General features: G+C 66.6%; 18 protein-coding genes and 1 tRNA gene. 8 read left to right on the top strand and 11 right to left on the bottom strand.

The window, feature by feature from the left end; genetic code table 11:
* The first annotated feature begins 492 nt into the window (after positions 1 to 492).
* On the top strand, positions 493 to 3,966 hold the full coding sequence (locus ACHQ4I_RS38040; RefSeq protein WP_420776765.1) for an indolepyruvate ferredoxin oxidoreductase family protein: 3,474 nt from the start codon (positions 493 to 495) through the stop codon (positions 3,964 to 3,966).
* 51 nt (positions 3,967 to 4,017) lie between these two features.
* On the opposite strand, the gene ACHQ4I_RS38035 is transcribed toward ACHQ4I_RS38040, so the two are convergent.
* Positions 4,018 to 4,218: a DUF3761 domain-containing protein gene (locus tag ACHQ4I_RS38035; RefSeq protein ID WP_420776764.1), complete on the bottom strand. Its 201-nt coding sequence runs from the start codon at positions 4,216 to 4,218 to the stop codon at positions 4,018 to 4,020.
* 16 nt (positions 4,219 to 4,234) lie between these two features.
* On the opposite strand from ACHQ4I_RS38035, the gene ACHQ4I_RS38030 reads away from it, so the two are divergent.
* Complete coding sequence (locus ACHQ4I_RS38030; RefSeq protein ID WP_420776763.1) at positions 4,235 to 4,504, top strand: hypothetical protein; 270 nt, start codon at positions 4,235 to 4,237, stop codon at positions 4,502 to 4,504.
* A gap of 164 nt (positions 4,505 to 4,668) precedes the next feature.
* On the opposite strand, the gene ACHQ4I_RS38025 is transcribed toward ACHQ4I_RS38030, so the two are convergent.
* Positions 4,669 to 4,742 (bottom strand) — tRNA-Met (locus tag ACHQ4I_RS38025).
* 93 nt (positions 4,743 to 4,835) lie between these two features.
* A complete protein-coding gene (gene amaB / locus ACHQ4I_RS38020; RefSeq protein WP_420776762.1) occupies positions 4,836 to 6,365 on the bottom strand; it encodes an L-piperidine-6-carboxylate dehydrogenase in 1,530 nt (509 codons plus the stop codon).
* 109 nt (positions 6,366 to 6,474) lie between these two features.
* Here amaB and ACHQ4I_RS38015 point away from each other — a divergent pair, with 109 nt between their 5' ends.
* The 3 genes from ACHQ4I_RS38015 (at position 6,475) to ACHQ4I_RS38005 (ending at position 9,739) form a co-directional block, all read left to right on the top strand.
* Positions 6,475 to 6,927 carry an Lrp/AsnC family transcriptional regulator gene (locus tag ACHQ4I_RS38015; RefSeq protein WP_040686931.1) on the top strand — a complete coding sequence of 151 codons (453 nt, stop codon included), beginning with the start codon at positions 6,475 to 6,477 and terminating at the stop codon, positions 6,925 to 6,927.
* Between the two features lie 71 nt (positions 6,928 to 6,998).
* A complete protein-coding gene (gene lat, locus ACHQ4I_RS38010) occupies positions 6,999 to 8,342 on the top strand; it encodes an L-lysine 6-transaminase (protein ID WP_420777075.1) in 1,344 nt (447 codons plus the stop codon).
* Positions 8,343 to 8,506: 164 nt separating this feature from the next.
* Positions 8,507 to 9,739, top strand: a complete 1,233-nt coding sequence (locus ACHQ4I_RS38005) for a YVTN family beta-propeller repeat protein (RefSeq protein ID WP_420776761.1) — start codon at positions 8,507 to 8,509, stop codon at positions 9,737 to 9,739.
* Between the two features lie 218 nt (positions 9,740 to 9,957).
* Here ACHQ4I_RS38005 and ACHQ4I_RS38000 read toward each other — a convergent pair whose 3' ends face one another.
* Positions 9,958 to 10,296 carry a hypothetical protein gene (locus tag ACHQ4I_RS38000; RefSeq protein ID WP_420776760.1) on the bottom strand — a complete coding sequence of 113 codons (339 nt, stop codon included), beginning with the start codon at positions 10,294 to 10,296 and terminating at the stop codon, positions 9,958 to 9,960.
* Positions 10,296 to 10,706 (bottom strand): DUF1707 SHOCT-like domain-containing protein, encoded by a 411-nt coding sequence (locus tag ACHQ4I_RS37995; protein WP_420776759.1) that lies wholly within the window; start codon positions 10,704 to 10,706, stop codon positions 10,296 to 10,298. The genes ACHQ4I_RS38000 and ACHQ4I_RS37995 overlap by 1 nt, the downstream gene beginning before the upstream one ends.
* Before the next feature lie 161 nt (positions 10,707 to 10,867).
* Here ACHQ4I_RS37995 and ACHQ4I_RS37990 point away from each other — a divergent pair, with 161 nt between their 5' ends.
* Complete coding sequence (locus ACHQ4I_RS37990; RefSeq protein WP_420776758.1) at positions 10,868 to 12,454, top strand: serine/threonine-protein kinase; 1,587 nt, start codon at positions 10,868 to 10,870, stop codon at positions 12,452 to 12,454.
* Positions 12,455 to 12,696: 242 nt separating this feature from the next.
* Complete coding sequence (locus tag ACHQ4I_RS37985; protein WP_420776757.1) at positions 12,697 to 14,733, top strand: serine/threonine-protein kinase; 2,037 nt, start codon at positions 12,697 to 12,699, stop codon at positions 14,731 to 14,733.
* Positions 14,734 to 15,038: 305 nt separating this feature from the next.
* Here the strand turns inward: ACHQ4I_RS37985 and ACHQ4I_RS37980 are convergent, their stop codons facing one another.
* The 3 genes from ACHQ4I_RS37980 to ACHQ4I_RS37970 form a co-directional block, all read right to left on the bottom strand.
* Entirely contained in the window at positions 15,039 to 15,989 is a 951-nt protein-coding gene (locus ACHQ4I_RS37980) for a patatin-like phospholipase family protein (RefSeq protein ID WP_420776756.1), read from the bottom strand.
* Positions 15,990 to 16,067: 78 nt separating this feature from the next.
* Positions 16,068 to 17,873: an acetyl/propionyl/methylcrotonyl-CoA carboxylase subunit alpha gene (locus tag ACHQ4I_RS37975; protein WP_420776755.1), complete on the bottom strand. Its 1,806-nt coding sequence runs from the start codon at positions 17,871 to 17,873 to the stop codon at positions 16,068 to 16,070.
* Positions 17,874 to 18,035: 162 nt separating this feature from the next.
* Positions 18,036 to 18,950, bottom strand: coding sequence for a sulfurtransferase (locus ACHQ4I_RS37970; protein WP_420776754.1), 915 nt, complete (start codon positions 18,948 to 18,950; stop codon positions 18,036 to 18,038).
* Positions 18,951 to 19,117: 167 nt separating this feature from the next.
* Between ACHQ4I_RS37970 and ACHQ4I_RS37965 the strand changes: the two genes are divergently transcribed.
* Positions 19,118 to 19,918 carry a helix-turn-helix transcriptional regulator gene (locus tag ACHQ4I_RS37965; protein ID WP_420776753.1) on the top strand — a complete coding sequence of 267 codons (801 nt, stop codon included), beginning with the start codon at positions 19,118 to 19,120 and terminating at the stop codon, positions 19,916 to 19,918.
* Here ACHQ4I_RS37965 and ACHQ4I_RS37960 read toward each other — a convergent pair.
* From ACHQ4I_RS37960 to ACHQ4I_RS37950, 3 genes are all read right to left on the bottom strand, one after another.
* Positions 19,844 to 20,479: a Maf family protein gene (locus tag ACHQ4I_RS37960; protein ID WP_420776752.1), complete on the bottom strand. Its 636-nt coding sequence runs from the start codon at positions 20,477 to 20,479 to the stop codon at positions 19,844 to 19,846. The two genes, ACHQ4I_RS37965 and ACHQ4I_RS37960, sit on opposite strands and share 75 nt — an antisense overlap.
* Before the next feature lie 4 nt (positions 20,480 to 20,483).
* A complete protein-coding gene (locus ACHQ4I_RS37955; protein ID WP_420776751.1) occupies positions 20,484 to 20,813 on the bottom strand; it encodes an acyl-CoA carboxylase subunit epsilon in 330 nt (109 codons plus the stop codon).
* Between the two features lie 136 nt (positions 20,814 to 20,949).
* Positions 20,950 to 22,590, bottom strand: a complete 1,641-nt coding sequence (locus tag ACHQ4I_RS37950) for an acyl-CoA carboxylase subunit beta (RefSeq protein ID WP_420776750.1) — start codon at positions 22,588 to 22,590, stop codon at positions 20,950 to 20,952.
* Positions 22,591 to 22,786: the final 196 nt, after the last annotated feature.

The following is a 22,786-nucleotide window of genomic DNA, read 5'->3' as shown; positions in this document are numbered from 1 at the left end:
ATCGCAGTGAACTGCTTCGTTCACTGCACGGATGGGGAGAAGGAACCGGCGGCCGAACCGAACGCGAGCCGATCGCGGCAGACTCTTCGCACCTCCTTCGGCTCCGCGGCCACCCGGTTGCCGCGAGCGCGGCACCATCCGGTGCGAAATTAGCGCAACAATGGGCGATCTCGCGATGTGATCCCGATGGAATGAGATACCTCACAACGAAGATCGCGGGTCGTGAGGACCGACGACACAAGATCGTGTGCGCGGTCGGCGCTGGACGGTCGAGCCCGGAGCGTGACACGGCTCATTCCGCTCGCGTGTCCGGGGTCACATCTCACTTCGCATCCTGCATATCTCTTGCCCAATGAGAGTTGTCAAAATTGAGCAAGATGCTCAATCTGATACGCATCGGTTGTGCGTTCAGCTCTTCAACGACAGTATGGCGGCAACAAATGCTCAACGAAGCGAAGCGCCGGATCGGCGCCTAGCGGACGGGTGGACGAGATGACCGAGCTCGCGGACCGCGAACTGATCCCAGCCCCATATGACCTTGCCGACCGCTACCGCGTCGGCTCGGGCACCGTTGTGCTCACCGGCGTCCAGGCGATCGCCCGACAACTGGTCGAGCAGCACGTTCGTGATCTGCGCGCCGGGCGGCGGGTCGGCACCTTCGTCTCCGGATATCAGGGCAGTCCGCTCGGCGGCGTCGACAAGATGCTGAACGGGATGCCGAATGTGCTTGCCGAGCACGATATTTCCTTTGTGCCGGGGTTGAACGAGGAACTCGCCGCGACCTCGGTGTGGGGCAGTCAGGCCGATCTGCCCGCGGGCAACGCGACGCATGACGGCGTCGTCGGGGTCTGGTACGGCAAGGGGCCCGGGCTCGATCGCGCGACGGACGCGCTGCGGCACGCCAATATGTACGGCGCGAATGCCCGTGGCGGCGTGCTGTTGCTGGTCGGCGACGATCCGGCCTCGAAATCCTCGACCGTGCCAGCGGTGAGTGAGCGTTCGCTGGCCGCGATGGGTATCCCGGTGCTGTTTCCGCGCAATGCGCGCGAGATCATCACGATGGGTCTGCACGGTGTCGCACTGTCGCGGGTGTCGGGATGCCTTGTGGCACTGAAGATCGTCGCCGATGTGGCCGATGGCGCATGGACGGTCGACGGCCGAGTGGGCGATATCGACATCACGGTGCCCGAAATCGAGTGGGAGGGCCGGCCGTTCACCTACCTGCAGCGCCCGATGGCCGCACCGACGGACAGCGTGATCGCCGAGGCGGATCTGTACGGACCACGCTGGGAGCTGGTCAAGGCCTACAGCACGCTCAACGAACTGGACGTCATCGAGGTCGATCCGCCGCGGGCCACGATCGGAATCGCCGCCACCGGAACCACATTCGACGCCGTGCGCCAAGCGCTGATCGACCTGGGAGTCGACGATGACGCGCTGATGCGCGCCGGAGTCCGATTGCTGCGCATCGGGATGCCGTATCCCATTGCACCCGAACGGGTCCGGCAGTTCGCGGCAGGGCTGGAGCGCATCGTGGTCGTCGAGGACAAGACCGCGTTCATCGAAACTCAGATCCGCGAAATCCTCTACGGCACGGCCGATGCCCCACACATCGTCGGTAAGCGCGATGCCGCGAACCGGCCGCTGTTCGCCCAGGACGGCGAGCTCACCTCCGGCCGCATCGTGGCACCGCTGCGCCGCGCGCTGCAGGACTACCTGGAGATGAAACGTCCCTTGCCGCAACCGCTGTCGCTCGCGGTTCTGCCCGCCAAGCGCGCCGCCTACTTCTGCAGCGGCTGCCCGCACAACCGGTCCACCGCCGTACCGGACGGGTCGCTGGCGGGTGGCGGCATCGGCTGTCACACCATGGTGACGATGTCGGGCCGCGACGACAGCAAGGTCACCGGGCTGACCCAAATGGGTGGCGAGGGTGCGCAGTGGATCGGGCAGGCCCCGTTCACCACGGTGGGGCATCTGTTCCAGAACATCGGCGACGGAACGTTTTTCCACTCCGGTCAGCTCGCGGTGCAGGCCTGCATCGCCGCGGGTGTGAACATCACCTACAAGCTGCTCTACAACGATGTCGTCGCGATGACCGGAGCACAGGACGCCGAGGGCGCACTCGCGGTGCCGATGCTGACCCACAAGCTCAGCACCGAGGGCGTGCGGCAGATCATCATCTGCGCCGACGAACCCAAGAAGTACCGCAAGCGCGACCTCGCCGCCGGAACCATGCTCTGGCACCGGGATCGGCTCGACGAGGCGCAGCGCACGCTGCGTGAGATTCCCGGCGTGACCGTGCTCATCTACGAGCAGCACTGCGCCGCCGACGCGCGCCGTCAGCGCAAGCGGGGCACGCTGCCGGTGCGGCGGACCCGGGTGGTCATCAACGAGGCGGTCTGCGAGGGCTGCGGCGACTGCGGTGTCAAGAGCAACTGCCTCTCGGTGCAGCCGGTCGACACCGAATTCGGCCGCAAGACCCGGATCGATCAGACCTCGTGCAATACCGACTACAGCTGCATGGACGGCGACTGCCCGTCCTTCGTCACCGTCGAACTGCCCGATCCGGCGAAAGCCGAGAAGCGCAAGGCAATTCGACGCGCCGAGCCGCCGGCACTGCCCGACCTCCCGAATGCCGCCCCCGCGACGACGCAGAACGTCTTCCTCGCTGGCATCGGCGGGACCGGGATCGTGACGGTGAATCAGGTGCTGGCGACCGCGGCATTGCGCGCCGGATACGAAGTGGCGAGCCTGGACCAGATCGGCCTGAGCCAGAAGGCCGGACCGGTCGTGTCGCACCTGCGCTTCGCGAGCGGCGAGTTGGAACCGGCGAACCGTCTGACTCCCGGTTCGGCCGACTGCATCGTCGCCTTCGACCTGCTCGCGGCCACCGATAACAAGAACCTGGCCTACGGCTCGAAGCAGACGACGCTATCGGTCGCGTCGACCAGTCGGACCCCGACCGGCGATATGGTCTACGACAAGTCCGTCGCGTATCCCGAAGAGGGCGAGTTGCTTTCCCGGCTCGAGCAGGTATCGCGTTCGGTGCGATCGTTTGATGCACTGGCCGCAGCCGAGGTGCTTTTCGGCAATACCGCCGCCGCCAACTTCCTGCTCGTCGGCGCCGCCTACCAGATCGGTGGCCTGCGCCTGCCCGCGTCGGCGATCGAGGAGGCCATCGAGATCAACGGTGTCGCGGTGCAGGCCAATATCGCGGCGTTCCGTTGGGGTCGAGCGGCGATCGCACGCCCGGATGAATTCGCCGCCGCCACCCGAGGCAAGATGCGCGAACGCGCCGAGATCGCCATTCCGGCAGATCTTTTCGACGGTGTCACGGCGTCGGGTGAGACCAGGCGGCTGCTCGAATTGCGCGCCGTCGAGCTGATCGGCTTCCAAGGCGTGCGGATTGCCCGCGATTATGTGCGCACTGTGCAGAGCATTTGGGATGCCGAGCGGCGGGTCACCGATCGCACCGAGTTCAGCGAGCAAGTGGCCCGCGGCCTCTACAAATTCACCGCCTACAAGGACGAATACGAAGTCGCCCGCCGCCTGACGGATCCCGCCTTCCTCGACCAGGTCGGCGACCAACTCCCCGACGGCGCCAACCTCACCTACCGCCTACACCCCCCGATCCTGCGCGCCATGGGCCGCAAGAAGAAGATCGGCCTCGGCCCGCGCAGCCACCTCGCACTGCGTGTCCTGGCAAAAGGAAAGCGTTTGCGCGGCACCAAGTTCGACCCGTTCGGCTACGCCCATGTCCGCCGAGTGGAACGGGCCCTGCTCGCTCACTACACCGAAATGGTGATCGCCTTGGCTGCCGACCTCGACCCGGCAGGCTACGATCGCGCCGCCCGAGCCGCGGCCCTCCCCGATATGGTTCGCGGCTACGAGGACATCAAGCTCGCCAATGTCGAGCTCTACCGAAACGGCTTGCTCGACCTCGGCATCGAACCGCCGCAGCTCTAGCCGCAGACATTCCGACCAATGGTGATCGGCCGCGTCATTCGTGGCCGAAGGCTACAGCCAGGCGGCGACGCCGCCGTGGTGGGAGCAGGTGCCGGAGCGGTGCTGGCTGTAGCTGTAGGTGCCGTCGGTGCAGCGGGCGGTGGCGCCGGGTGGTGCGGCGGGGGCCGACTGCGGACGGTGGACACATTGGTTGTCCGAGTTGAGATAGGAATCGTCGCCGCAGATGGGCTGGGCCTGCGGTGCGGCTGCCACGGGCGGTTGGTATGCCGTGGTCGCGGGTGGAATCGAGGCGATCGGTGCGGGCGCGGCGGCCGGTGGTGAGGCCGAGGTCGCGGTGCTCAGCGGTGTGGGTGCGGCGGTTGTCGTCGTCGTAGTCGGTACCGAGATGGTTTTCGATGTAGTCGACGTCGACGCGGCGACGAGACCGGGGCCGCTCGATGGCGACGCACAGCCGCCGAGTAAGAGTGTCAGCGCGCCCGCGAGGGCGATGCCGGTGCCGACGAGTGCGGTGAAGCGGTTTTTCATGTTCCCCTACTGAGACACTGCCAGGCCGGTCAATGGGTGTGGGTGCCTGGACTACACGCTCCATCGGCCCAGCAGACAACCCGTTACCGACACTCGCGGCGACTCGCCGCAAAACCACCACCGACGAAAAATGGCCCGGACCAGTCGGTTTGGAAACCGACCGGCCCGGACCGTCAGTGGCAGGGACAGGATTCGAACCTGCGACCTCTGGATTATGAGCCCAGCGAGCTACCTAGCTGCTCCACCCTGCGTCGTGCGATCAACGGTACGCCGAGGCCGGCGGGTAGCGCGAACGATTTTTCCGCTACCGAACGAAGTCCACGGATCGCGGGACAGGTAGTGGCTCAGCCGAATTGAATCCCCTGGGCGAGCGGCAGCTGGTCGGAGTAGTTGATCGTGTTGGTGGCCCGCCGCATATACGCCTTCCACGAATCCGAGCCGGACTCCCGTCCGCCACCGGTCTGCTTCTCGCCGCCGAACGCACCGCCGATTTCCGCACCCGAGGTGCCGATATTGACGTTGGCGATGCCGCAGTCGGAGCCGTCGGCGGCGAGGAAGCGTTCGGCCTCGCGCTGGTCGGCGGTGAAGACGGCCGAGGAAAGGCCTTGTGGCACACCGTTGTGCAGGTCGATGGCGGCGTCGAAGTCACGGTAGGTCAGCACGTACAGGATCGGTGCGAAGGTTTCCTCGCGGACTACGGCGGTCTGGGCGGGCATGCGCATGATCGCGGGACGCACGTAGTAGGCGTCATCGCCGAAGCCGTCGACTCGCTCACCGCCGCAGACCAATTCACCGCCATCGGCAAGGGCGCGATCGATCGCCCTACGCATCCCTTCGTAGGAGCTGCCGTTGATCAATGGGCCGACGAGCACACCGTCATCGAGCGGATTGCCAACGCGCAGTTGTCGATACGCACCGGCCACTCGATCCAGCAGCGGTCCGACGACATCTGCGTGCACGATCAGCCGACGCAATGTCGTACAGCGCTGCCCGGCCGTACCCGCCGCGGCGAATACGATGCCGCGCGCCGCCAGCTCCAAATCCGCTGTGGGCGTGACGATCGCACCGTTATTGCCGCCCAACTCCAGCAGGCACCGCCCGAACCGGGCGGCCACCCGCGGTGCCACGATGCGCCCCATCCGCACCGAACCGGTCGCGCTCACCAGCGCCACCCGCTCGTCGTCGACCAGCCGGGACCCGACCTCGGAACCACCCTGAATCAGTTGGTGCACTTCGGGATCCGCGCCGACATCGGCGGCCGCGCGGCGCAACAGCGTGTGGCAGGCCAGTGCGGTCAGCGGTGTCGTCTCCGACGGCTTCCACACCACCGTGTCACCGCAGACCAGCGCGAGCGCGGTATTCCACGCCCACACCGCGACCGGGAAATTGAATGCCGAAATTACCCCGACCACGCCGAGCGGATGCCAGGTCTCCATCAGCCGATGCCCGGGCCGTTCCGATGGCATGGTCTTGCCGTAGAGCTGTCGCGACAGTCCGATCGCGAACTCGCAGATATCGATCATCTCCTGCACCTCGCCGACCGCTTCGGCGCCGATCTTCCCCGCCTCCAGGGTGACCAGTTCGCCCAAGTCGGCCTTATACGCGGTGAGCAGTTCGGCCAGCCGACGTACTACCGCGGCCCGCACCGGCGCGGGCACCCCGCGCCAACCACGGAACGCCTGGGCCGCTCTCCCGATCGCGGCATCCACCTCGTCGAGGGAATCGGCGCGCAGGGTCATCAGCGTGCCACCGGTAATCGGTGTGCGCGCGGGTAACTCACCCGTTACCGGCGGCGCCGCACCGAGCGCGCGCAGCAGGTCGGCCGCGCGGGTGGCCAGGTTCTCGGTCAGGTGGTCGTCGAGCATGTATGTCATCGGTTGCTCCGCTGTAGCTTTGGGTCGCCGAACGGTGTCGGATGGGTACGGTGGGTTAACGAGCAAAAGTTTTCGCCACGAGTAGCCTCCGCTGGGTTAGCCTTCGCTGATGGCGGATACACCGGCAAGACCCGTACTCGATGACATCGATCGCCTGCTGATTCGTGAACTGATGGCCGATGGTCGCGCCACCCTGTCGAATCTGGCCGAGAAGGCGAGCCTATCGGTGTCGGCTGTGCAATCGCGGGTCCGCAGATTAGAGGCACGCGGGGTGATTCGTGGCTACACGGCGCATGTCGATCCCGAGGCACTGGGACAGCTGTTGTCGGCATTCGTCGCCATCACTCCTCTCGACCCCTCGCAACCCGATGACGCGCCTGCCGTACTGCAACATATCCCGGGAATCGAGGCATGCCACTCCGTGGCCGGCGACGAGAGTTACGTGTTGCTGGTGCGGGTGGCCTCTCCTCGGCACCTCGAGCAACTGCTACAGGAGATCAGGGCGACCGCCAACGTGCGAACTCGAAGCACCATCATCTTGCAGACATTCTACGACAGGTAGCCGCTGACCGTAATTACTTCGTTATTCCGTAGAATTTTCGTAAAGATTTACGTTACCCTACGGGTGTGACCATGGAACTGGAGCGCACCCGCGCGGGGAGTGACACTGCACCGGTCATCCCCGCCTCCCGGGTACACGAGATCTTGTCGGCGCACATCCTCGTCGACGGATTCGACCTGGTGCTGGACCTACGGAAATCCCGTGGCTGCCTGATCGTCGACGAACGTGACGGCAGCTCCTACCTCGACATGTTCGGCTTCTTCGCCTCGAATGCCCTTGGCATGAACCATCCGGCTCTGGCCGAGGACGAAGAGTTCCGCAGCGAACTGGCTGTGGCCGCACTCAATAAGCCGAGCAACTCCGATATCTACACCGTCGAGATGGCCCGTTTCGTCGAGACCTTCGCGCGCGTGCTGGGCGACCCCCGGCTACCGCACCTGTTCTTCATCGACGGCGGCGCACTAGCGGTGGAGAACGCACTCAAGATCGCGTTCGACTGGAAGAGCAGGCATAACGAATCCCACGGGCGCGCACCGGAACTCGGCACCAAGGTGTTGCATCTGACCGGAGCGTTCCACGGCCGCACCGGCTATACCATGTCGCTGACCAACACCGATCCGGTGAAGACGGCCCGCTTCCCCAAGTTCGATTGGCCGCGCATCGACGCGCCGTTCCTCGCCGACGGTGTCGACATCGCCGCCGCCGAGGCGAGCGCGCTCGACCAGGCGCGTCGCGCCTTCGCCGAAAACCCATACGACATAGCGTGTTTCATCACCGAACCGATCCAGGGCGAGGGTGGCGACCGCCATCTGCGCCCGGAGTTCCTGCAAGCCGTGCAGCGGCTCTGTCACGAGCACGACTCGCTGTTCATCCTCGACGAGGTGCAGACCGGTGTCGGCATGACCGGAACCACTTGGGCCTACCAGCAATTCGGGCTCGAACCGGATGTGGTCGCATTCGGTAAGAAGACCCAGATCTGCGGGGTGATGGCGGGCGGGCGCGTGGACGTGGTGCCCGAGAACGTCTTCGCCGTCAAATCCCGGCTCAACTCCACCTGGGGCGGCAACCTCACCGATATGGTGCGCGTCCGGCGCATCCTCGAGGTGCTCGAGCGTGACCAGCTGATCGAACGGTCACGGCCGCTCGGCGCGCATCTACTGCGCCGCCTGGAACAGCTTGCCGCGGACCATCCTCGGGTCACCGAACCGCGCGGGCGCGGATTGATGTGCGCGATCACGCTGGCCACGGCCGAGCTGCGCGACGAGGTGTTGACCGCGCTGCTGGAACGCGAGCATGTGCTGATTCTCGGGACGGGCGAGCGTGGCATTCGGTTCCGGCCGCCGCTAACCGTCACCGAGGCCCAGTTGGACGCCGCGGTCGACGCGCTCGATCGGGTGCTCTGCGACGTCGGATAGCCAGCTGGCCACAATCGGAAATTTGGCTGTCCGAGTACACATTTCCGGATGAATCGGGCAATCCGCCGCTCCCGGGCGGGGATTGCTTCGGAATCCGGGCGGCACCGCCTAGGCTTCGCATCCATGTCATCTCGTCTTCACCACCCCCTGGCACGGTGCAGCGCGTGAACCGACAGCGCGATCACCGAAGCTGCGCACCGAACGGCCGGACCGCCGCCATTCGACCGCTGCTCGCCTCGCTGACCGTCCTCGTGACGGTCGCGGGGTGCGCGGCGAGCGAGGCCGGATCTGCGGGCGTCGCGAACCCGCCTACCAGCTCGGTCGTCGCCACCAGCGTGCCGCCGCACCTGGAGAATCTGCTGCCCGGCATGCCGCCGCCGCTGTCGCCGACCGATGTGTATGCCGCGGACCGGGAGCTGAGCCCGGCGGTGGCCGACCATCGGCCCCTGGTCTACGTGCCGAATAGCGAATCGCATTCGGTCTCGGTGATCGATCCGGACACCTTTCGGGTGATCGACAACTTCTCCGCGGGTGGGCGCGAACCTCAGCATGTGGTGCCGTCCTATGACATGCAGACGCTGTATGTCACCAATGATCTGCCGATCGGCAGTGGCAGCCTGCTGCCGATCGACCCGCGCACCGGCAAACCGGGGGAACCATTCCCGGTTCGCGATCCCTACAACATGTACTTCACGCCGGACGGTCGATACGCGCTCGTCGTCGCCGAGGCGGATAAATCACTGGACTTCTACGATCCGCACACCTGGCAGAAGGTGCATGAGCTCGCGGTGCCCGACTGTGCGGGCGTGGACCATATGGACTTCACCGCCGACGGCCGATTCGCCTTGGCCAGTTGCGAATTCATCGGGCGGATGCTGGTCTTCGATGTCGCCGAGCGCAAGGTGGTCAAGATGATCGACCTGCCGGACGGCCGCGGTGGTAAACCGCAGGACGTCAAGCTCTCGCCGGACGGACGCACCTTCTTCATCGCCGATATGGTCGCCGACGGCATCTACACAATCGACGCATCGTCCTGGGAGAACACCGGTTTCGTGCCGACCGGCAAGGGCGCGCACGGGCTGTATGTCACCCGCGACTCCAAACAGATGCTCATCACCAACCGGCACGAGGGCAGCATCTCGGTATGGGATTTCGCCGAGAACAAGTTGGTGCACAAGTGGTCGATCCCGGGCGGCGGCAGTCCGGATATGGGCAATCTGTCCGCGGACGGGCGGGTTTTCTGGGTTTCCGGACGCCACCACGGTGAGGTCTACGCGATCGATATCGTGAACTGGAATCTCTTGGCGCGCATACCTGTTGGACGTGGCGCGCACGGGCTCACGATCTGGCCCCAACCTGGACGCTACTCCACTGGCCATACCGGCGTCATGCGCTAGTGCCGCCTTGGGGGCGAAAAGTTCCGTCGAGCGTAGTCGAATAGTGGTCGCACACGCGACATTCAACCGCCATATCACTTCGCTCGGTGAGCTGCCGCAAGCTATCTGGACGCGGCACTAGCTGGCTGTGAATTCGGGCCTGAGCGTGCACTTTTGGGTAGCGATGGCTGTCGCATTCGTGAAAAGTGCACGCTCGAGGCGGATTTGTGTGGCAACCCTCAGTGCAGGTGTAAGCCGAGGCCGCCTTCGACGAAGCGGCGGACGGCGGTGGTGCCGGTTTCGAGGGCGGATTCGTAGCCGGGGCGGGCCCAGCCGGTGAGTTCGGCGGTGTCATCGGCACCGGGCGTCACGACGATTTCGGCGACCAGTTCGGCCGTGGTGGGTTCGCAGACGGCCCAGGAGAAGTGGGTTTCGCTATCCCACTGTTCGGTGCGGAGGGTGACGTAGTCGGGATCGGTGATGCCGCCGTCGGCGAGGGCGGGACGGTCATCGATGCGGTCGTCGGCGCGCAGGGCGCGCAGGTACCAGGTGCCCGCGTTGATTTCGACGGGTTCCATCAGTCCTCCATCTCCCTGCGGCCACGATGGCGGCGGCCACGGTGCCGATGCGCGCGCCGATCGCCGAACAACAGCGCGCCCGACAGCGGGATGGCCAGGAACCAGAGCCAACTGCCGGTGACGAAGAACAGGATGACGGCGAGGATCGGGATCACCGCCATCACTCGCTCCGGCCATTCGTCGAGGAAACCGGAGTTGGGTTTGGCCTGGACCGCGGCGGCGAGGGTGGGTTCGGGCAGGTCGACGAAGACTTTGTCCAGGTCGCCGTGGGTCAGCGCGGCCGCGACCACGGCGCTGCGCTCGTCGAACTCCGCCACGCTGAGCCGCCCGGCGGCGAAATGATCGGAGAGTCGCTGCATCGCGTGCTCACGCTCCGCGGTGCCGATGCGGATCTCGGGCAGGTCACTCATATCAGCAAGGCTAGCGGCGCGGTCGGCGAATTTCGCAACGCTGAACCGTGCGATTACGACATGATCGCCTCGGCCGCGGCATCAGTTTCCCGGATTGTGTGGTGCCGGAGTGGATTTGGGGTAGCTCAATGATGAGTGCAAGGTAAGCGGGAGGTTTCGATATGGGCGAGACGCGGTTCGGTCACTACCGCCTCGACCGATTACTCGGCAGCGGCGGCACCGGGCAGGTCTGGCTCGCTCGCGATACCGTCGCCGACCGTGATGTCGCGCTGAAGGTACTGGCCGCCACGCACGCCGCGGATCCGACCTATCGGCTGCGGTTCACCAGAGAGGCCCGCCTCGCGGCCCACGCGCCCGGGCCGCATATGGTGCCGATCCACACCTTCGGCGAGCTCGACGGCCGCCTATATATCGAAATGGAGTTCATCGAGGGCACCGACGTCGCGGCTCTGCTGCGACGTGACGGGCCGATGAGTCCGGCGAAGGCCGTCGCGATCATCGGGCAGACGGCGGCGGCCCTGGATGCCGCTCACCGCGCGGGCTTGGTGCACCGCGACGTCAAACCGTCCAACATCATGGTGAGCCCCGGCGGCTTCGTCCGGCTGATCGATTTCGGCATCGCGCTCCGGATCGACCAGCCCGCGATCACCGCCCACGGCAATGTGGTCGGCACCCTGGCATATATGGCGCCGGAGCGCTTCAGCGGCAGCACCGACGCCCGTGCCGACCAGTACTCACTGGCCTGCGTTCTCTACGAATGCCTAACCGGCGAAAGACCTTTCGGCAACATCGATACTCCGCAACAGTTCCACGCCCACCTGATGTCCGCGCCACCCCGCGCCGCCACTCTGAATCCCGCTGTGCCCGTTGCTCTCGATGACGTCATCGCCCGAGCCATGGCCAAGGCCCCGACCGAACGCTGGCCCAGCGCAGGCGAATTCGCATCCGCCGCTTACGCCGCGGTGACCGGGCGTGAGGCGTCGACGGTCGAGATCGCGGCGGTAACCGTGCCGAATACTCGTGCGCTACCCGAGGGGTGGCAGGGTGTGGTGGATTCGCAATGGGCTGGGGTGGCCGAGTCGCGGAGTGTGGCTGCGGCCGAGTCGCGGGGTGCGGGTGCGGCCGAGTCGTGGGCTGTGGTCGGCTCGCCTGGCGTGACTGCTGTGGAGTCGGGGGGTGCGGCCGTGGTCGAGTCGCGGGGTGTGGGTGCGACGAGACTGGTGGGCGGGTTTGTGGGCGAGCCGATGCGGGTCGCCGAACCGTGCGGTGGTGGCGAGGTGGGGTGGGGGCTTGGGCCGGGCCATGCGGCCGCTGCCATCGCGGTGCTTGTCGCCTTGATCGGGCTGGGGCTCTGGTTGGGGCGGCCCGGCGGAGCCGAAACAACTTCTGCCGCACCGTCGTCGGCCCGCCCGACGCCGACGCTTCCCGGTCCGGCACTGGAATCGCTCCCGGCCGAGTCGGCGCATGCGGCGGTCCCGAACGCATCCACCCCGGTTGCCGGACAGCCCTGCAATCCCGATGTCGACGGCAATGCCGCCGCCAGCGACGGCACACCACTCACATGTCGGTCCGTGGGCGGCCACAAGGCGAACTGGATGCCCGCGCCGCCTTCCGGTGCCGGCCCGAGGCCCAATGGCGAGCAATCAGCCTCCGGACCGGCTGCCCCCGGCACCCCGGGCACCAGCGATTTGGGCACCGACAAGCCGAGCAACGGCAAGCCCGGCCACCGCCCCAAGCCGGCCAAGTAGGCGTCGATCCGCCAGCAGCCGGGCGCTGGTCGGCGGTCCCTGGAAGCTCGGCACGTCGAGCATCGGCGATTCGGCCGACGACAAGCATCGGGTCGAGGGTGGGCCATGAGTAGGAGTACGTAGGGGACGTCACACTGTTCGCGGGCGGGGGGCGGGGCTAGGGTCGGGATAGGTTCGGGCGATGCGGTTTCGATCGGGTTGCCGCCCCACTCCGCAATGGCGCGGCCACCGGGAGGTCAGTGATGGGGGAGCAGTTCGGGAAGTACCGGCTCGAGCGTTTGCTCGGGCGTGGCGGCATGGGGGCGGTGTGGCTGGCGCTCGACACCGGCACCGGGCGCACGGTCGCGCTGAAGGTGCTGGCGGAGCAGGTGGCCGCGGATTCCGAGTATCGGCAGCGGTTCGAGCGGGAGGCGCGGCTCGGGTCGAGTCTGCGGCATCCGCATATCGTGCGAATTCACGGGTTCGGGGAGCTCGACGGCCGGCTGTTCATCGATATGGAGTACGTCGACGGCATCGACCTGGCCGAAATGCTGAACAAGGTCGGCACATTGACACCTGTCGCGGCCGTGGACTTCGTGACGCAGGTGGCCTCGGGTCTGGATGCCGCGCATCGGGCCGGGCTGATCCACCGTGACGTCAAACCGTCGAACATCCTGGTCGGCACCGACGGGCACGCGTACCTCATCGACTTCGGCATTGCCCAGGGCCTGGGCCAAACATCCGTCACCGCCACCGGAATGGCCATCGGCAGCTGGGCCTATATGGCACCGGAACGCTTCAACGGCACCGTCGACGCCCGCTCCGACGTCTACTCCCTGGCCTGCGTCCTCTACGAATGCCTAACCGGCCGCCGCCCCTACGGCGACACCGACCCGGCCCGCCAGATGCACGGCCACCTCATGACCGCCCCACCCCACGTGTCCACCGTCAACCCAACGGTGCCCGCGGAATTGGACGCGGTCATCGCCCGCGGCATGGCCAAGAACCAAGCCCAGCGCTATCCCACGGCGCGCGAATTCGCCGCCGCAGCATATGCGGCGACCGCCCTGTCGCGACTGCCGCACGATTCCGCACCGCAATCGTCAACGTCGGCGTCGGCAAAACCGTCGGCTGAGCAAGTGGCTGCGTCGGGTCAGCCGTTGGCCGTCTCAGCGGGGCAGCAGGGGGCATCGGGTCAGCCGTTGACCGTGTCGGCTGAGCTATCCGCACTGGCGGAGCCGAATGCGGCGCAGCCGCAGCCGCCGATGCCGCAGCTGCACGCGCAGACGCCGCCGCAGACGGCGCTACCACAGCGACCGGTATCGGATCATCAGCCGAGTCCGACCAGGGTCGAGACGCGTGCGCCGATGCCATCGGTGGAACCTCCAGTGCCGCTGGTCGAGTCGTCGCCGAGGCCGCTTACGCCGACCAAGGTATTGCCGGAACCGGGCCCGACACCGACGCTGGTGGCGACCCGGTTGGCGCCGCCCTCGGCCGCATTGGGAGATGCTGCACCACAACAGAATTCGCCATGGCCGCCGAATCGTGCTGCCGTCCCGCCGAGATCCCTCGTCCGCCCGCCGTCCCCAGCCGGACGAGCTGTGCCGCAACCGAAGCGGGCTGGGCGCGTCCCGCTGGCTCCACGCTGGACGGTCTCGCAGCGCCGTCCTTGGGTCGCGCCACCCGAGCGCAGGGTTCCACGGCGTCGTCCGCGGCGTAAGTCCTTCCTGTCCAGGATGGTCGGTGCGCTCGTCGTCATGTTCCTGACCCCGTTCATGCTGGCGGCGGGGTGTGCGGCGCTGGTCGCCTTCGGCAATACCGGAAGTGGCGGCGGAGCGCGCGCGGGCGATCCGTCGGTCGCGGCGCGCGATCGTGACCCCGCGCAATCTGCCGAACCGCCCGCGCCGGCGTTCTCCGGCCTGAATACTCCCGTGCGGGACGGAAAGTTCGAATTCGTGGTCACCGCAGTGGATTCCGGCCTCTCGCGGATCGGGCTGCAGAATGCGAGCGGCACATACTCCGTGGTCACGGTCGCCGTGCGCAATATCTCCGACGAGCCGAAGTGGTTCCTGCCGGTGGGCCAGCGCCTCGTCGACACCCAGGGCCGCGAGGTCGACCACAACGCGATCGCCACCATGTGGCAGACCACTCAGCGCCGCTACGGCTACTCGTTCGAACTCCAGCCCGGCCAGTCCGCCACCACCCAACTGGTCTTCGACGTCCCGCAAGACGCCACCCCGACCCAGCTCGAACTACACGACTTCATGCTCTCCAACGGCGTCACCGTCCACCTGAATTAACCTGCGCCCCAATCCGATCAGCGCCACTTCGGCCAGGCCGATCGCGAAATCCACAGGCTGATCGTCACCCACGCGCGCAGCACAAGGTCGCCGGTGTCAACGCTCGGCCAGCCCGCATAGATTGCGGCCCTCCCACTCCAACTGCTCGCCGAGCGTAGTCATAGGGCGGTCGGATGCGGCCTGGCCGACCAGCATTCGACTCCGCTCGCCGGAACTCCCCGGCGCGAAGGCTCGGTACGAAGCTATTCGGACGCGGCACTAGGTCGGGGAGCAGCGGGCGGCGCGCGGATGCGGGAGGGCGGGGATCAGCTCGCGCTCTCGGCAGAGTCGACGAGTGCGGCCAAGGACGCGTGCACGGCTCGGCGGCCGATGGTCAGTGCCTCGGCGAGTAGAGCGGTGTCGCGGGCGGCGCTTTCGATGTTCGGGGAGCCGAGGGGTGGGTGGATCTGGAGTACGGCGTTGCCGAGGTCTGCGAGGAAGCGGTCCTCGATGGACTGCTGGTGTGGCCGTTGCAGCCAGGCGCGATAGGCGCCGGGGGCTCGCACGCGCAGGTAGCCGCCGCCGACGACCTGGTGCAGGCGGGAGGCGGGTGGGCGTTGTTCGTCGGTGCGCCGGGTGCGCAGCACCAGAGCATGTGTCGCACCGTCGCGGACCGCGGTGCGGATCGGGACGGTTTCGGCGAGCCCGCCGTCGAGGTACTCGGCATCGCCGAGCGGCACCGGGGGACCAGCGAGAATCGGCAGTCCGGCGGAGGCCCGCAGCGCGGTCATCAGGGTGCGTTTGTCGACGATGTGGCGGCGCAGGTCGATGGCGTGCCCGGTGCGAATATCGGTGCCGATGGGGTGAAAGGTGGTGGTGTTGGCCAGAATCGCCGGAAAGTCCATCGGCTCGATGCCGTCGTACACCTGGTGCACCAGGTAGTTCAGATCGAAGGCAGGCCGTCCGCGCAGCAGCCGAGTCGGATCGACCGCGCGCCGCATGATCACCGGATCGGTCCAGGAGCGCATGCCGGACAGCGCCCGCCCGCACAAGAACCACGCACCGTTGATCGCACCAGCCGACGTGCCGTACACGGCATCGAAGATCGAGGACAGTCCGAGTTCTTCGAGCGCCTGCACCATCCCGCTGGAGTAGACGCCCCGGCTGCCACCGCCCTCGATGACCAGGGCGAGGCGATATCCGTCGGCACGGCTAGCTGATTCACGTCGGCCGCGGATGACCTCCGCGACGGTGGGCACGACGGCAGAGCTGGTCACCGGACCACGATACGACAGAGCGGGCGCGGACGTCGGTGTCCAGCGCCCGCTCCGAAGCGGTCTTCGCCAGCTGTTTACTTACTTGATCTCTGCCAGCACGGTGCCCTGGGTGATGGCCGCGCCCGCCTCGACGGACAGTCCGGTGACCACGCCCGCCTTGTGCGCGTTGACCGGGTTCTCCATCTTCATCGCCTCGAGCACCACGATCAGATCGCCCGCCTCGACGGACTGGCCCTCTTCGACCGCGACCTTCACCACGGTGCCCTGCATCGGCGCGGTGACCGCGTCACCGGAGGCCGCACCGCCGCCGGCGCCGCCACGCTTGCGCGGCTTGGGCTTCTTGCGGATCACTCCGGCGCCATTGCTGCCCGCACCCGAGGCGCCCGCGCCGACGGTGAAGCTGCCCGGCAGCGACACCTCGACCCGACGCCCACCGACCTCGACGACGACCTTCTGCCGCGGCAGATCCTCGTCCTCGTCCGCGGTGACACCGGCCGCGGTGTACGGCTCGATGTTGTTGCTCCACTCGGTTTCGATCCACTTGGTGTAGACGTCGAACTTCTCGCCGTCACCGATGAATGCCGGATCCTCGACGATCGCGCGGTGGAACGGGATGACCGTGGCCAGGCCCTCGACGTGGAACTCGGCGAGTGCGCGCCGGGCCCGCTGCAGTGCCTGCTCACGGTTCTCGCCGGTGACGATCAGCTTGGCCAGCATCGAGTCGAACTGACCGCCGATCACGCTGCCCTGCACCACACCGGAATCGACGCGCACACCGGGGCCACTGGGCTCCTGGTACACCGAAACCGGACCCGGCGCGGGCAGGAAGCCGCGACCGGCGTCCTCACCGTTGATCCGGAATTCGAACGAGTGACCGCGCGGCGCCGGATCCTCGGTGATCGCCAGCTCGTGGCCCTCGGCGATGCGGAACTGCTGACGCACCAGGTCGATGCCCGCGGTTTCCTCGGTGACCGGATGCTCGACCTGCAGGCGGGTGTTCACCTCGAGGAACGACACGGTGTCGCCCTGCACCAGGTACTCCACGGTGCCGGCGCCGTAGTAGCCGGCCTCCTTGCAGATGGCCTTGGCCGAAGCGTGGATGCGCGCGCGCTGATCGTCGGTGAGGAACGGCGCGGGGGCCTCCTCGACCAGCTTCTGGAACCGGCGCTGCAGCGAGCAGTCACGGGTACCTGCGACCACCACGTTGCCGTGCTTATCGGCGATGACCTGCGCCTCGACGTGGCGGGCCTTGTCCAGGTACTGCTCGACGAAGCATTCGCCGCGACCGAACGCCGCGGTGGCCTCGCGGACGGCGGAGTCGAACAGCTCCGGGATCTCCTCGATGGAGTGCGCGACCTTCATACCGCGGCCGCCACCGCCGAAGGCGGCCTTGATCGCGACGGGCACGCCGTACTCCTTGGCGAATTCGACCACCTCGGCCGCGTTCTTGACCGGATCCTTGGTGCCGGCCGCCATCGGCGCCTTGGCGCGCTCGGCGATGTGGCGCGCGGTGACCTTGTCACCGAGGTCGCGGATGGACTGCGGGGAGGGGCCGATCCAGATCAGCCCGGCGTCGATGACGGCCTGGGCGAAGTCGGCGTTCTCGGAGAGGAATCCGTAGCCGGGGTGGATGGCGTCGGCGCCGGACTTGGCCGCGGCGTCGAGGATCTTGTCGAAGACGAGGTACGACTCGGCCGAGGTCTGCCCGCCGAGGGCGAAGGCCTCGTCGGCGAGTTTCACGAATGGGGCATCGGCGTCGGGCTCCGCGTACACCGCGACACTGCCGATCCCGGCATCCTTGGCCGCCCGGATCACGCGAACGGCGATCTCGCCTCGGTTAGCTACGAGTACCTTCGATATCCGCGCGCTGGCATGGCTGGGCACTGAGCCTCCTGTTAGCAATCTTTTTGGTCGCCCCGTGGTCGACAAACTTACGTCTCGGGCGAGTGTAGGCAGTCTGCCAACAGACGCCGAACTCGGATAGCCCTACTGAACAGTAGGTCGCGGATCACACTGGGCGGTTGGGTGTGATGGCGCAGATCAGGTCTACCTGGTGCGGGCCTTGCGCGCACTGCCCGCCGGTGCATCACCGGGTTCATACCCCTTGGCAATCGGCATCCGCACCGAGTTGCCCCATTCGGTCCAGGAGCCGTCGTAATTGCGCACGGTGTCGAAGCCGAGCAGATAGGTCAATACGAACCAGGTGTGGCTGGATCGCTCGCCGACCCGGCTGTAGACGACCAGATCGTCCGCGGCCGCCAGCGCGCCATAGGTGTCGTCCAGTTCGGCGCGGGGACGGAAGCGGCCGTCGCTATTGCAGGCCTCGGTCCACGGAATGTTGACCGCGGTCGGAATGTGCCCGCCGCGCAATGCCGCGTCCTCGGGATTGATCGGCGGCTGGATCAGCTCGCCGGAGTATTCCTCGGGCGAGCGCACGTCGATCAGCGGCTTGCCCAGGTGCATGAGCACGTCCTCGCGGAACGCCCGCACCGTGCCGTCGTCGCGTCGGACCGTCGGGTACTCGCTGCGCAGCGGATAGGGCAGGTCGAAGGTGGTGTCGCGCTCCTCGGAGATCCACGCGTCCCGGCCACCGTCGAGCAGCCGCACATCCGGATGCCCGAACAGGGTGAAGACCCAGAACGTGTGCGCTGCCTGCGCGTTGCCGCGATCACCGTAGATCACCACGGTATCGTCGCGCTCGATTCCCTTGGCGCGCATCAACTCGGTGAACCGGGCACCATCGATATAGTCACGCGTGACCGGATCGTTCAGGTCGCCCCGCCAATCGATTTTGGTGGCGCCTGGAACGTGTCCTATGTCATAGAGCAGTATGTCCTCGTTGGACTCGATGATCTTCAGTCCCGGCGTGCCGATGTTTGCCGACAGCCACTCTGTGGTTACTAGTCGGTGAGGATGCGCGTACGAACCGAACGCGGGATGAGGATCCGGGGCAACGGGCACGATGTGGGTCCTTCACACGAGGTAGACGGGTGGTTATAGCGGTTCGGGTCTCACAGCGATGGTAGGTGTGAGGCGTTAGAGAAACTCGTTTCAGATCACAAATCGGCTGAATGGGCGAATAAATCGCACCCTCATCCGATAAAGTCTCCCGGGAGGAGGGGTGAGCTATGTCCGATTCTTGGCCGAGGCGTCGACTGCTCGCGATCCTACGTGGCGCCAGCGAACCTCTCGACGCACAAGAACTGGCCAGAATCACCGGACAGCACGTCACCACTGTTCGGTTCCATCTGGATGTACTCACCAGGGAATCGCTGGTGCGCCAATTCCAGCAGCCTCCGCGCGGCCGCGGCCGTCCGCGCATCGGCTATAGCGCGGTCCAGCGATCGGTCGGTTATCAGGAGCTGGCCCAAGTACTCGCCGATCAACTCGGTCCCGATCCACGCCGCCGCTCCGAGGCGGCCATAGCCGCCGGGCGGGCCTGGGGCGCCAAGCTCGACGCGGGCGACCATGCGGTCGAATCGCTGGAGGACGCCAAGGACGTCACCATGACGCTGATGTCCGAACTCGGTTTCGCACCCGAACGCGATCCGGCCGCCGAGACCAGCGAGCAGGTGCTGATCCGGCTGACCGCCTGCCCGCTGCGCGAACTCGCGCGCACGCACTCCGAGGTGGTGTGCGGTGTGCATCTGGGCTTGATCAAGGAGGTCCTGGACCGCAATGGCGTGCGCGGCGAGGTGAATGTCCGGCTGCACCCTTTCGTCGAGCCGGAGCTCTGCTTGGTCCGATTGGAGCTCACGGCGCAGCGGCGGGACCGGGAGCCGGAGCACGGCCTCGAGGCGACGCCGGTGCCGATCGGCGCGGAGGCCGGGGCAGAGCCGCGGATCGCGCCGCCGTCAGCGGGGCGAGTGGCTCCACAACTGCGCAATGCCGACCCCAACGTCGCCAAGCAGTCGGCGCAGCAGTGGTAGCCCGATTCCGATAACGCTCGACGGATCGCCATCGATGCGATCGACGAACCAACCGCCCATGCCGTCGAGCGTGAACGCGCCCGCGACCTGCAACGGCTCACCGGTCGCGATATAGGCGTCCAGCTCTTCGGGTTCTGGTTTGGCGAAATGCACTGTGGTGGAACTGCAGTCGACGGATTCGGCGGTGATTGCGCCATCCTGTAGCCGCAGTACACAGTGGCCGGTAATGAGATCGGCACTGCGCCCGGCCATTTCGGCCCAGCGGGACCGCGCCACCTCGGGCGTCTGCGGCTTGCCCTGCAATGCGCCGTCGATGAGCAGCATCGAATCGCACCCCACCACAACGCAATCCGCGGCGAAGTCCGGAATAGTCGTGGCCACCGACCGGGCCTTGGCCCGCGCCAGCTCGATCACGACCACATCGGGTGCCGTGCCCGGCGGCAGTGCCGCGGCGACGGCGTCCTCGTCGACATCGGAGATCCGGACGACGGGTTCGATGCCCGCCGAGCGAAGCACCGCGCGGCGGGCGGGCGACGCGGAGGCGAGAACTAGTCTCGTCATCCGCTCAGTCGCGCAGGTGTGACAGTTGCGGGAAGGCGTAGGGAGAGAACGGCGAGGTGCCGCGGTGCATCATGGTCGGGCGGCCCCAGGAGTCGGACGGGCCGGTCGACCCGCTGCCCGCGGCGCTGTTGGCGGCGGCTGACAGCACACAAACGAGCGCCGCGACTTCCTCATCGGTCGGCGCGCCCTTGATGACTCGAATGAACGGCTGCTCGGTCGCCTCGGCGGCGGGGGGCGTCGCGGGTGCGACCACCTCGACCACATCCGCGATCGGATCGACTACGAGATCCAGTTCGGCGGCGGTCAACACGTCCTCTTCTGCCACGGTCGTCACAGTGCCAGATCCTCTCTCTATCTCTACCGAGCCTATGCCCAACTCGATGTCATATGGATCAAGCGATCATCATCCTCGAATTCACTCATTGCGTCTCTGCAACCAGTGTGCGCGGCCCACCGAGGTTATCGCTTGATCACAGCGGTATGTTGCCGTGCTTCTTCGGCGGCAGGGTAACCATCTTGCGCTCGAGCAGGCGCAGTGCCGAGACGATCTGGCCGCGGGTGTGCGAGGGCGGGATGACCGCGTCCACGTAGCCGCGTTCGGCGGCGACATAGGGGTTCACGAGGGTGTCCTCGTACTCGTTCTGCAGCTCGAGGCGCAGCGCGTCCACATCGTTTCCGCTCTTCGCGGCCTCTTGCAACTGCTTGCGGTAGACGAAACCGACCGCACCCGAGGCGCCCATGACGGCGATCTGGGCACTCGGCCACGCCAGGTTCACATCGGCGCCCATGTGCTTGGAACCCATGACATCGTAGGCACCGCCGTAGGCCTTGCGGGTGATGATGGTGATTTTGCCCACAGTGGCCTCACCGTAGGCGTAGAGCAGCTTCGCGCCACGACGGATGATGCCGTTGTATTCCTGGCCGGTGCCGGGCAGGAAGCCGGGGACGTCGACCAGGGTGATGATCGGGATATTGAAGGCGTCGCAGGTGCGCACGAAGCGCGCGGCCTTCTCCGAGGCGTCGATATCGAGGCAGCCCGCGAACTGGGTGGGCTGGTTGGCGACGATGCCGACGCTGCGGCCGTCGATGCGGCCGAAGCCGACGATGACGTTCATCGCGCGTTCGGCCTGCACCTCGAGGAATTCGTCGTCGTCGAGCAGGCGCCGGATGACCTCGTGCATGTCATAGGGCTGGTTCGGCGAATCCGGGATGATCGTGTCCAGCTCGAGGTCCTCGTCGGTGAGCGAATCCTCGATGGCGCCGGTGATCGGGTCGGTGGCCGGGAAGCGCGGCGCCTCGGCGCGGTTATTGCTCGGCAGGTAGCTCAGCAGGTCCTTGACGTAGTCGAGGGCGTCCTGCTCGCCGGAGGCGACATAGTGCGCGACACCGGACTTCGTCATATGCGTGTGCGCGCCACCCAGATCCTCCATGGTGACGTCCTCACCGGTGACCGTCTTGATGACGTCCGGGCCGGTGACGAACATCTGGCTGGTGCCGTCGACCATCACGACGAAGTCGGTCAGCGCGGGGGAGTAGACGTGCCCACCTGCGGCCGGGCCCATGATCAGCGAGATCTGCGGGATCACACCGGAGGCCTGGATGTTGCGGTGGAAGATCTCGCCGTAGAGGCCGAGCGAGACCACGCCCTCCTGGATGCGCGCGCCCGCGCCCTCGTTGATGCCGATCAGCGGGCGTCCGGTCTTGAGCGCCAGATCCATCACCTTGACGATCTTCTCGCCGTAGACCTCGCCCAGGCTGCCGCCGAAGACGGTGACGTCCTGGCTGAAGATGCAGACGTCGCGGCCGTCGATGGTGCCGTAGCCGGTCACCACGCCGTCGCCGAGCGGCCGGTTGTTCTCCAGGCCGAAGTTCACGCTGCGGTGGCGGGCCAGCGCGTCGAGTTCCACGAAGGAGCCCTCGTCCAGCAGTGCGAGGATGCGCTCGCGGGCGGTCATCTTGCCCTTGGCGTGCACCTTGTCGACCGCGGCCTCACCCATCGGGTGCTTGGCTTCTTCCAGCCGATTCCTCAGGTCAGCCAGCTTCCCAGCGGTGGTGTGGATATCGGGGGTGCCCGCCGATTCCGATGCGGGCTGCTGCTGGACACTCGTCATGGCTCCGGAGTGTAACCAGTGCCAGTCGGTCCCGGTAACCGAGTGGGGGCTACCGGTCAGTAGAAAACCCCAGCTAGATCATGTTCCGATCTGCGAATCACCGCAAACTTCCTGGTTGATTACCGAACCGCGGCGAGGGCCGCGCCTTGTTCGACGCCCAGAAAATCGGTGGCAGGTCCTCAGCATGCCCAGATAG

Source organism: Nocardia nepalensis, assembly GCF_048910785.1.
Lineage (GTDB): Bacteria > Actinomycetota > Actinomycetes > Mycobacteriales > Mycobacteriaceae > Nocardia > Nocardia nepalensis.
This window is presented reverse-complemented; position numbering and strand designations above follow the sequence as displayed.

Bases quoted from the DNA above. Each gene is read 5' to 3' on its own strand.
- ACHQ4I_RS38040 (WP_420776765.1), top strand. From the start codon at position 493: ATGACCGAGCTCGCGGACCGCGAACTGATCCCAGCCCCATATGACCTT.
- amaB (WP_420776762.1), bottom strand. From the start codon at position 6,365: ATGACATACATGCTCGACGACCACCTGACCGAGAACCTGGCCACCCGC.
- ACHQ4I_RS38015 (WP_040686931.1), top strand. From the start codon at position 6,475: ATGGCGGATACACCGGCAAGACCCGTACTCGATGACATCGATCGCCTG.
- lat (WP_420777075.1), top strand. From the start codon at position 6,999: ATGGAACTGGAGCGCACCCGCGCGGGGAGTGACACTGCACCGGTCATC.
- ACHQ4I_RS38000 (WP_420776760.1), bottom strand. From the start codon at position 10,296: ATGGAACCCGTCGAAATCAACGCGGGCACCTGGTACCTGCGCGCCCTG.
- ACHQ4I_RS37995 (WP_420776759.1), bottom strand. From the start codon at position 10,706: ATGAGTGACCTGCCCGAGATCCGCATCGGCACCGCGGAGCGTGAGCAC.
- ACHQ4I_RS37990 (WP_420776758.1), top strand. From the start codon at position 10,868: ATGGGCGAGACGCGGTTCGGTCACTACCGCCTCGACCGATTACTCGGC.
- ACHQ4I_RS37985 (WP_420776757.1), top strand. From the start codon at position 12,697: ATGGGGGAGCAGTTCGGGAAGTACCGGCTCGAGCGTTTGCTCGGGCGT.
- ACHQ4I_RS37965 (WP_420776753.1), top strand. From the start codon at position 19,118: ATGTCCGATTCTTGGCCGAGGCGTCGACTGCTCGCGATCCTACGTGGC.
- ACHQ4I_RS37960 (WP_420776752.1), bottom strand. From the start codon at position 20,479: ATGACGAGACTAGTTCTCGCCTCCGCGTCGCCCGCCCGCCGCGCGGTG.
- ACHQ4I_RS37950 (WP_420776750.1), bottom strand. From the start codon at position 22,590: ATGACGAGTGTCCAGCAGCAGCCCGCATCGGAATCGGCGGGCACCCCC.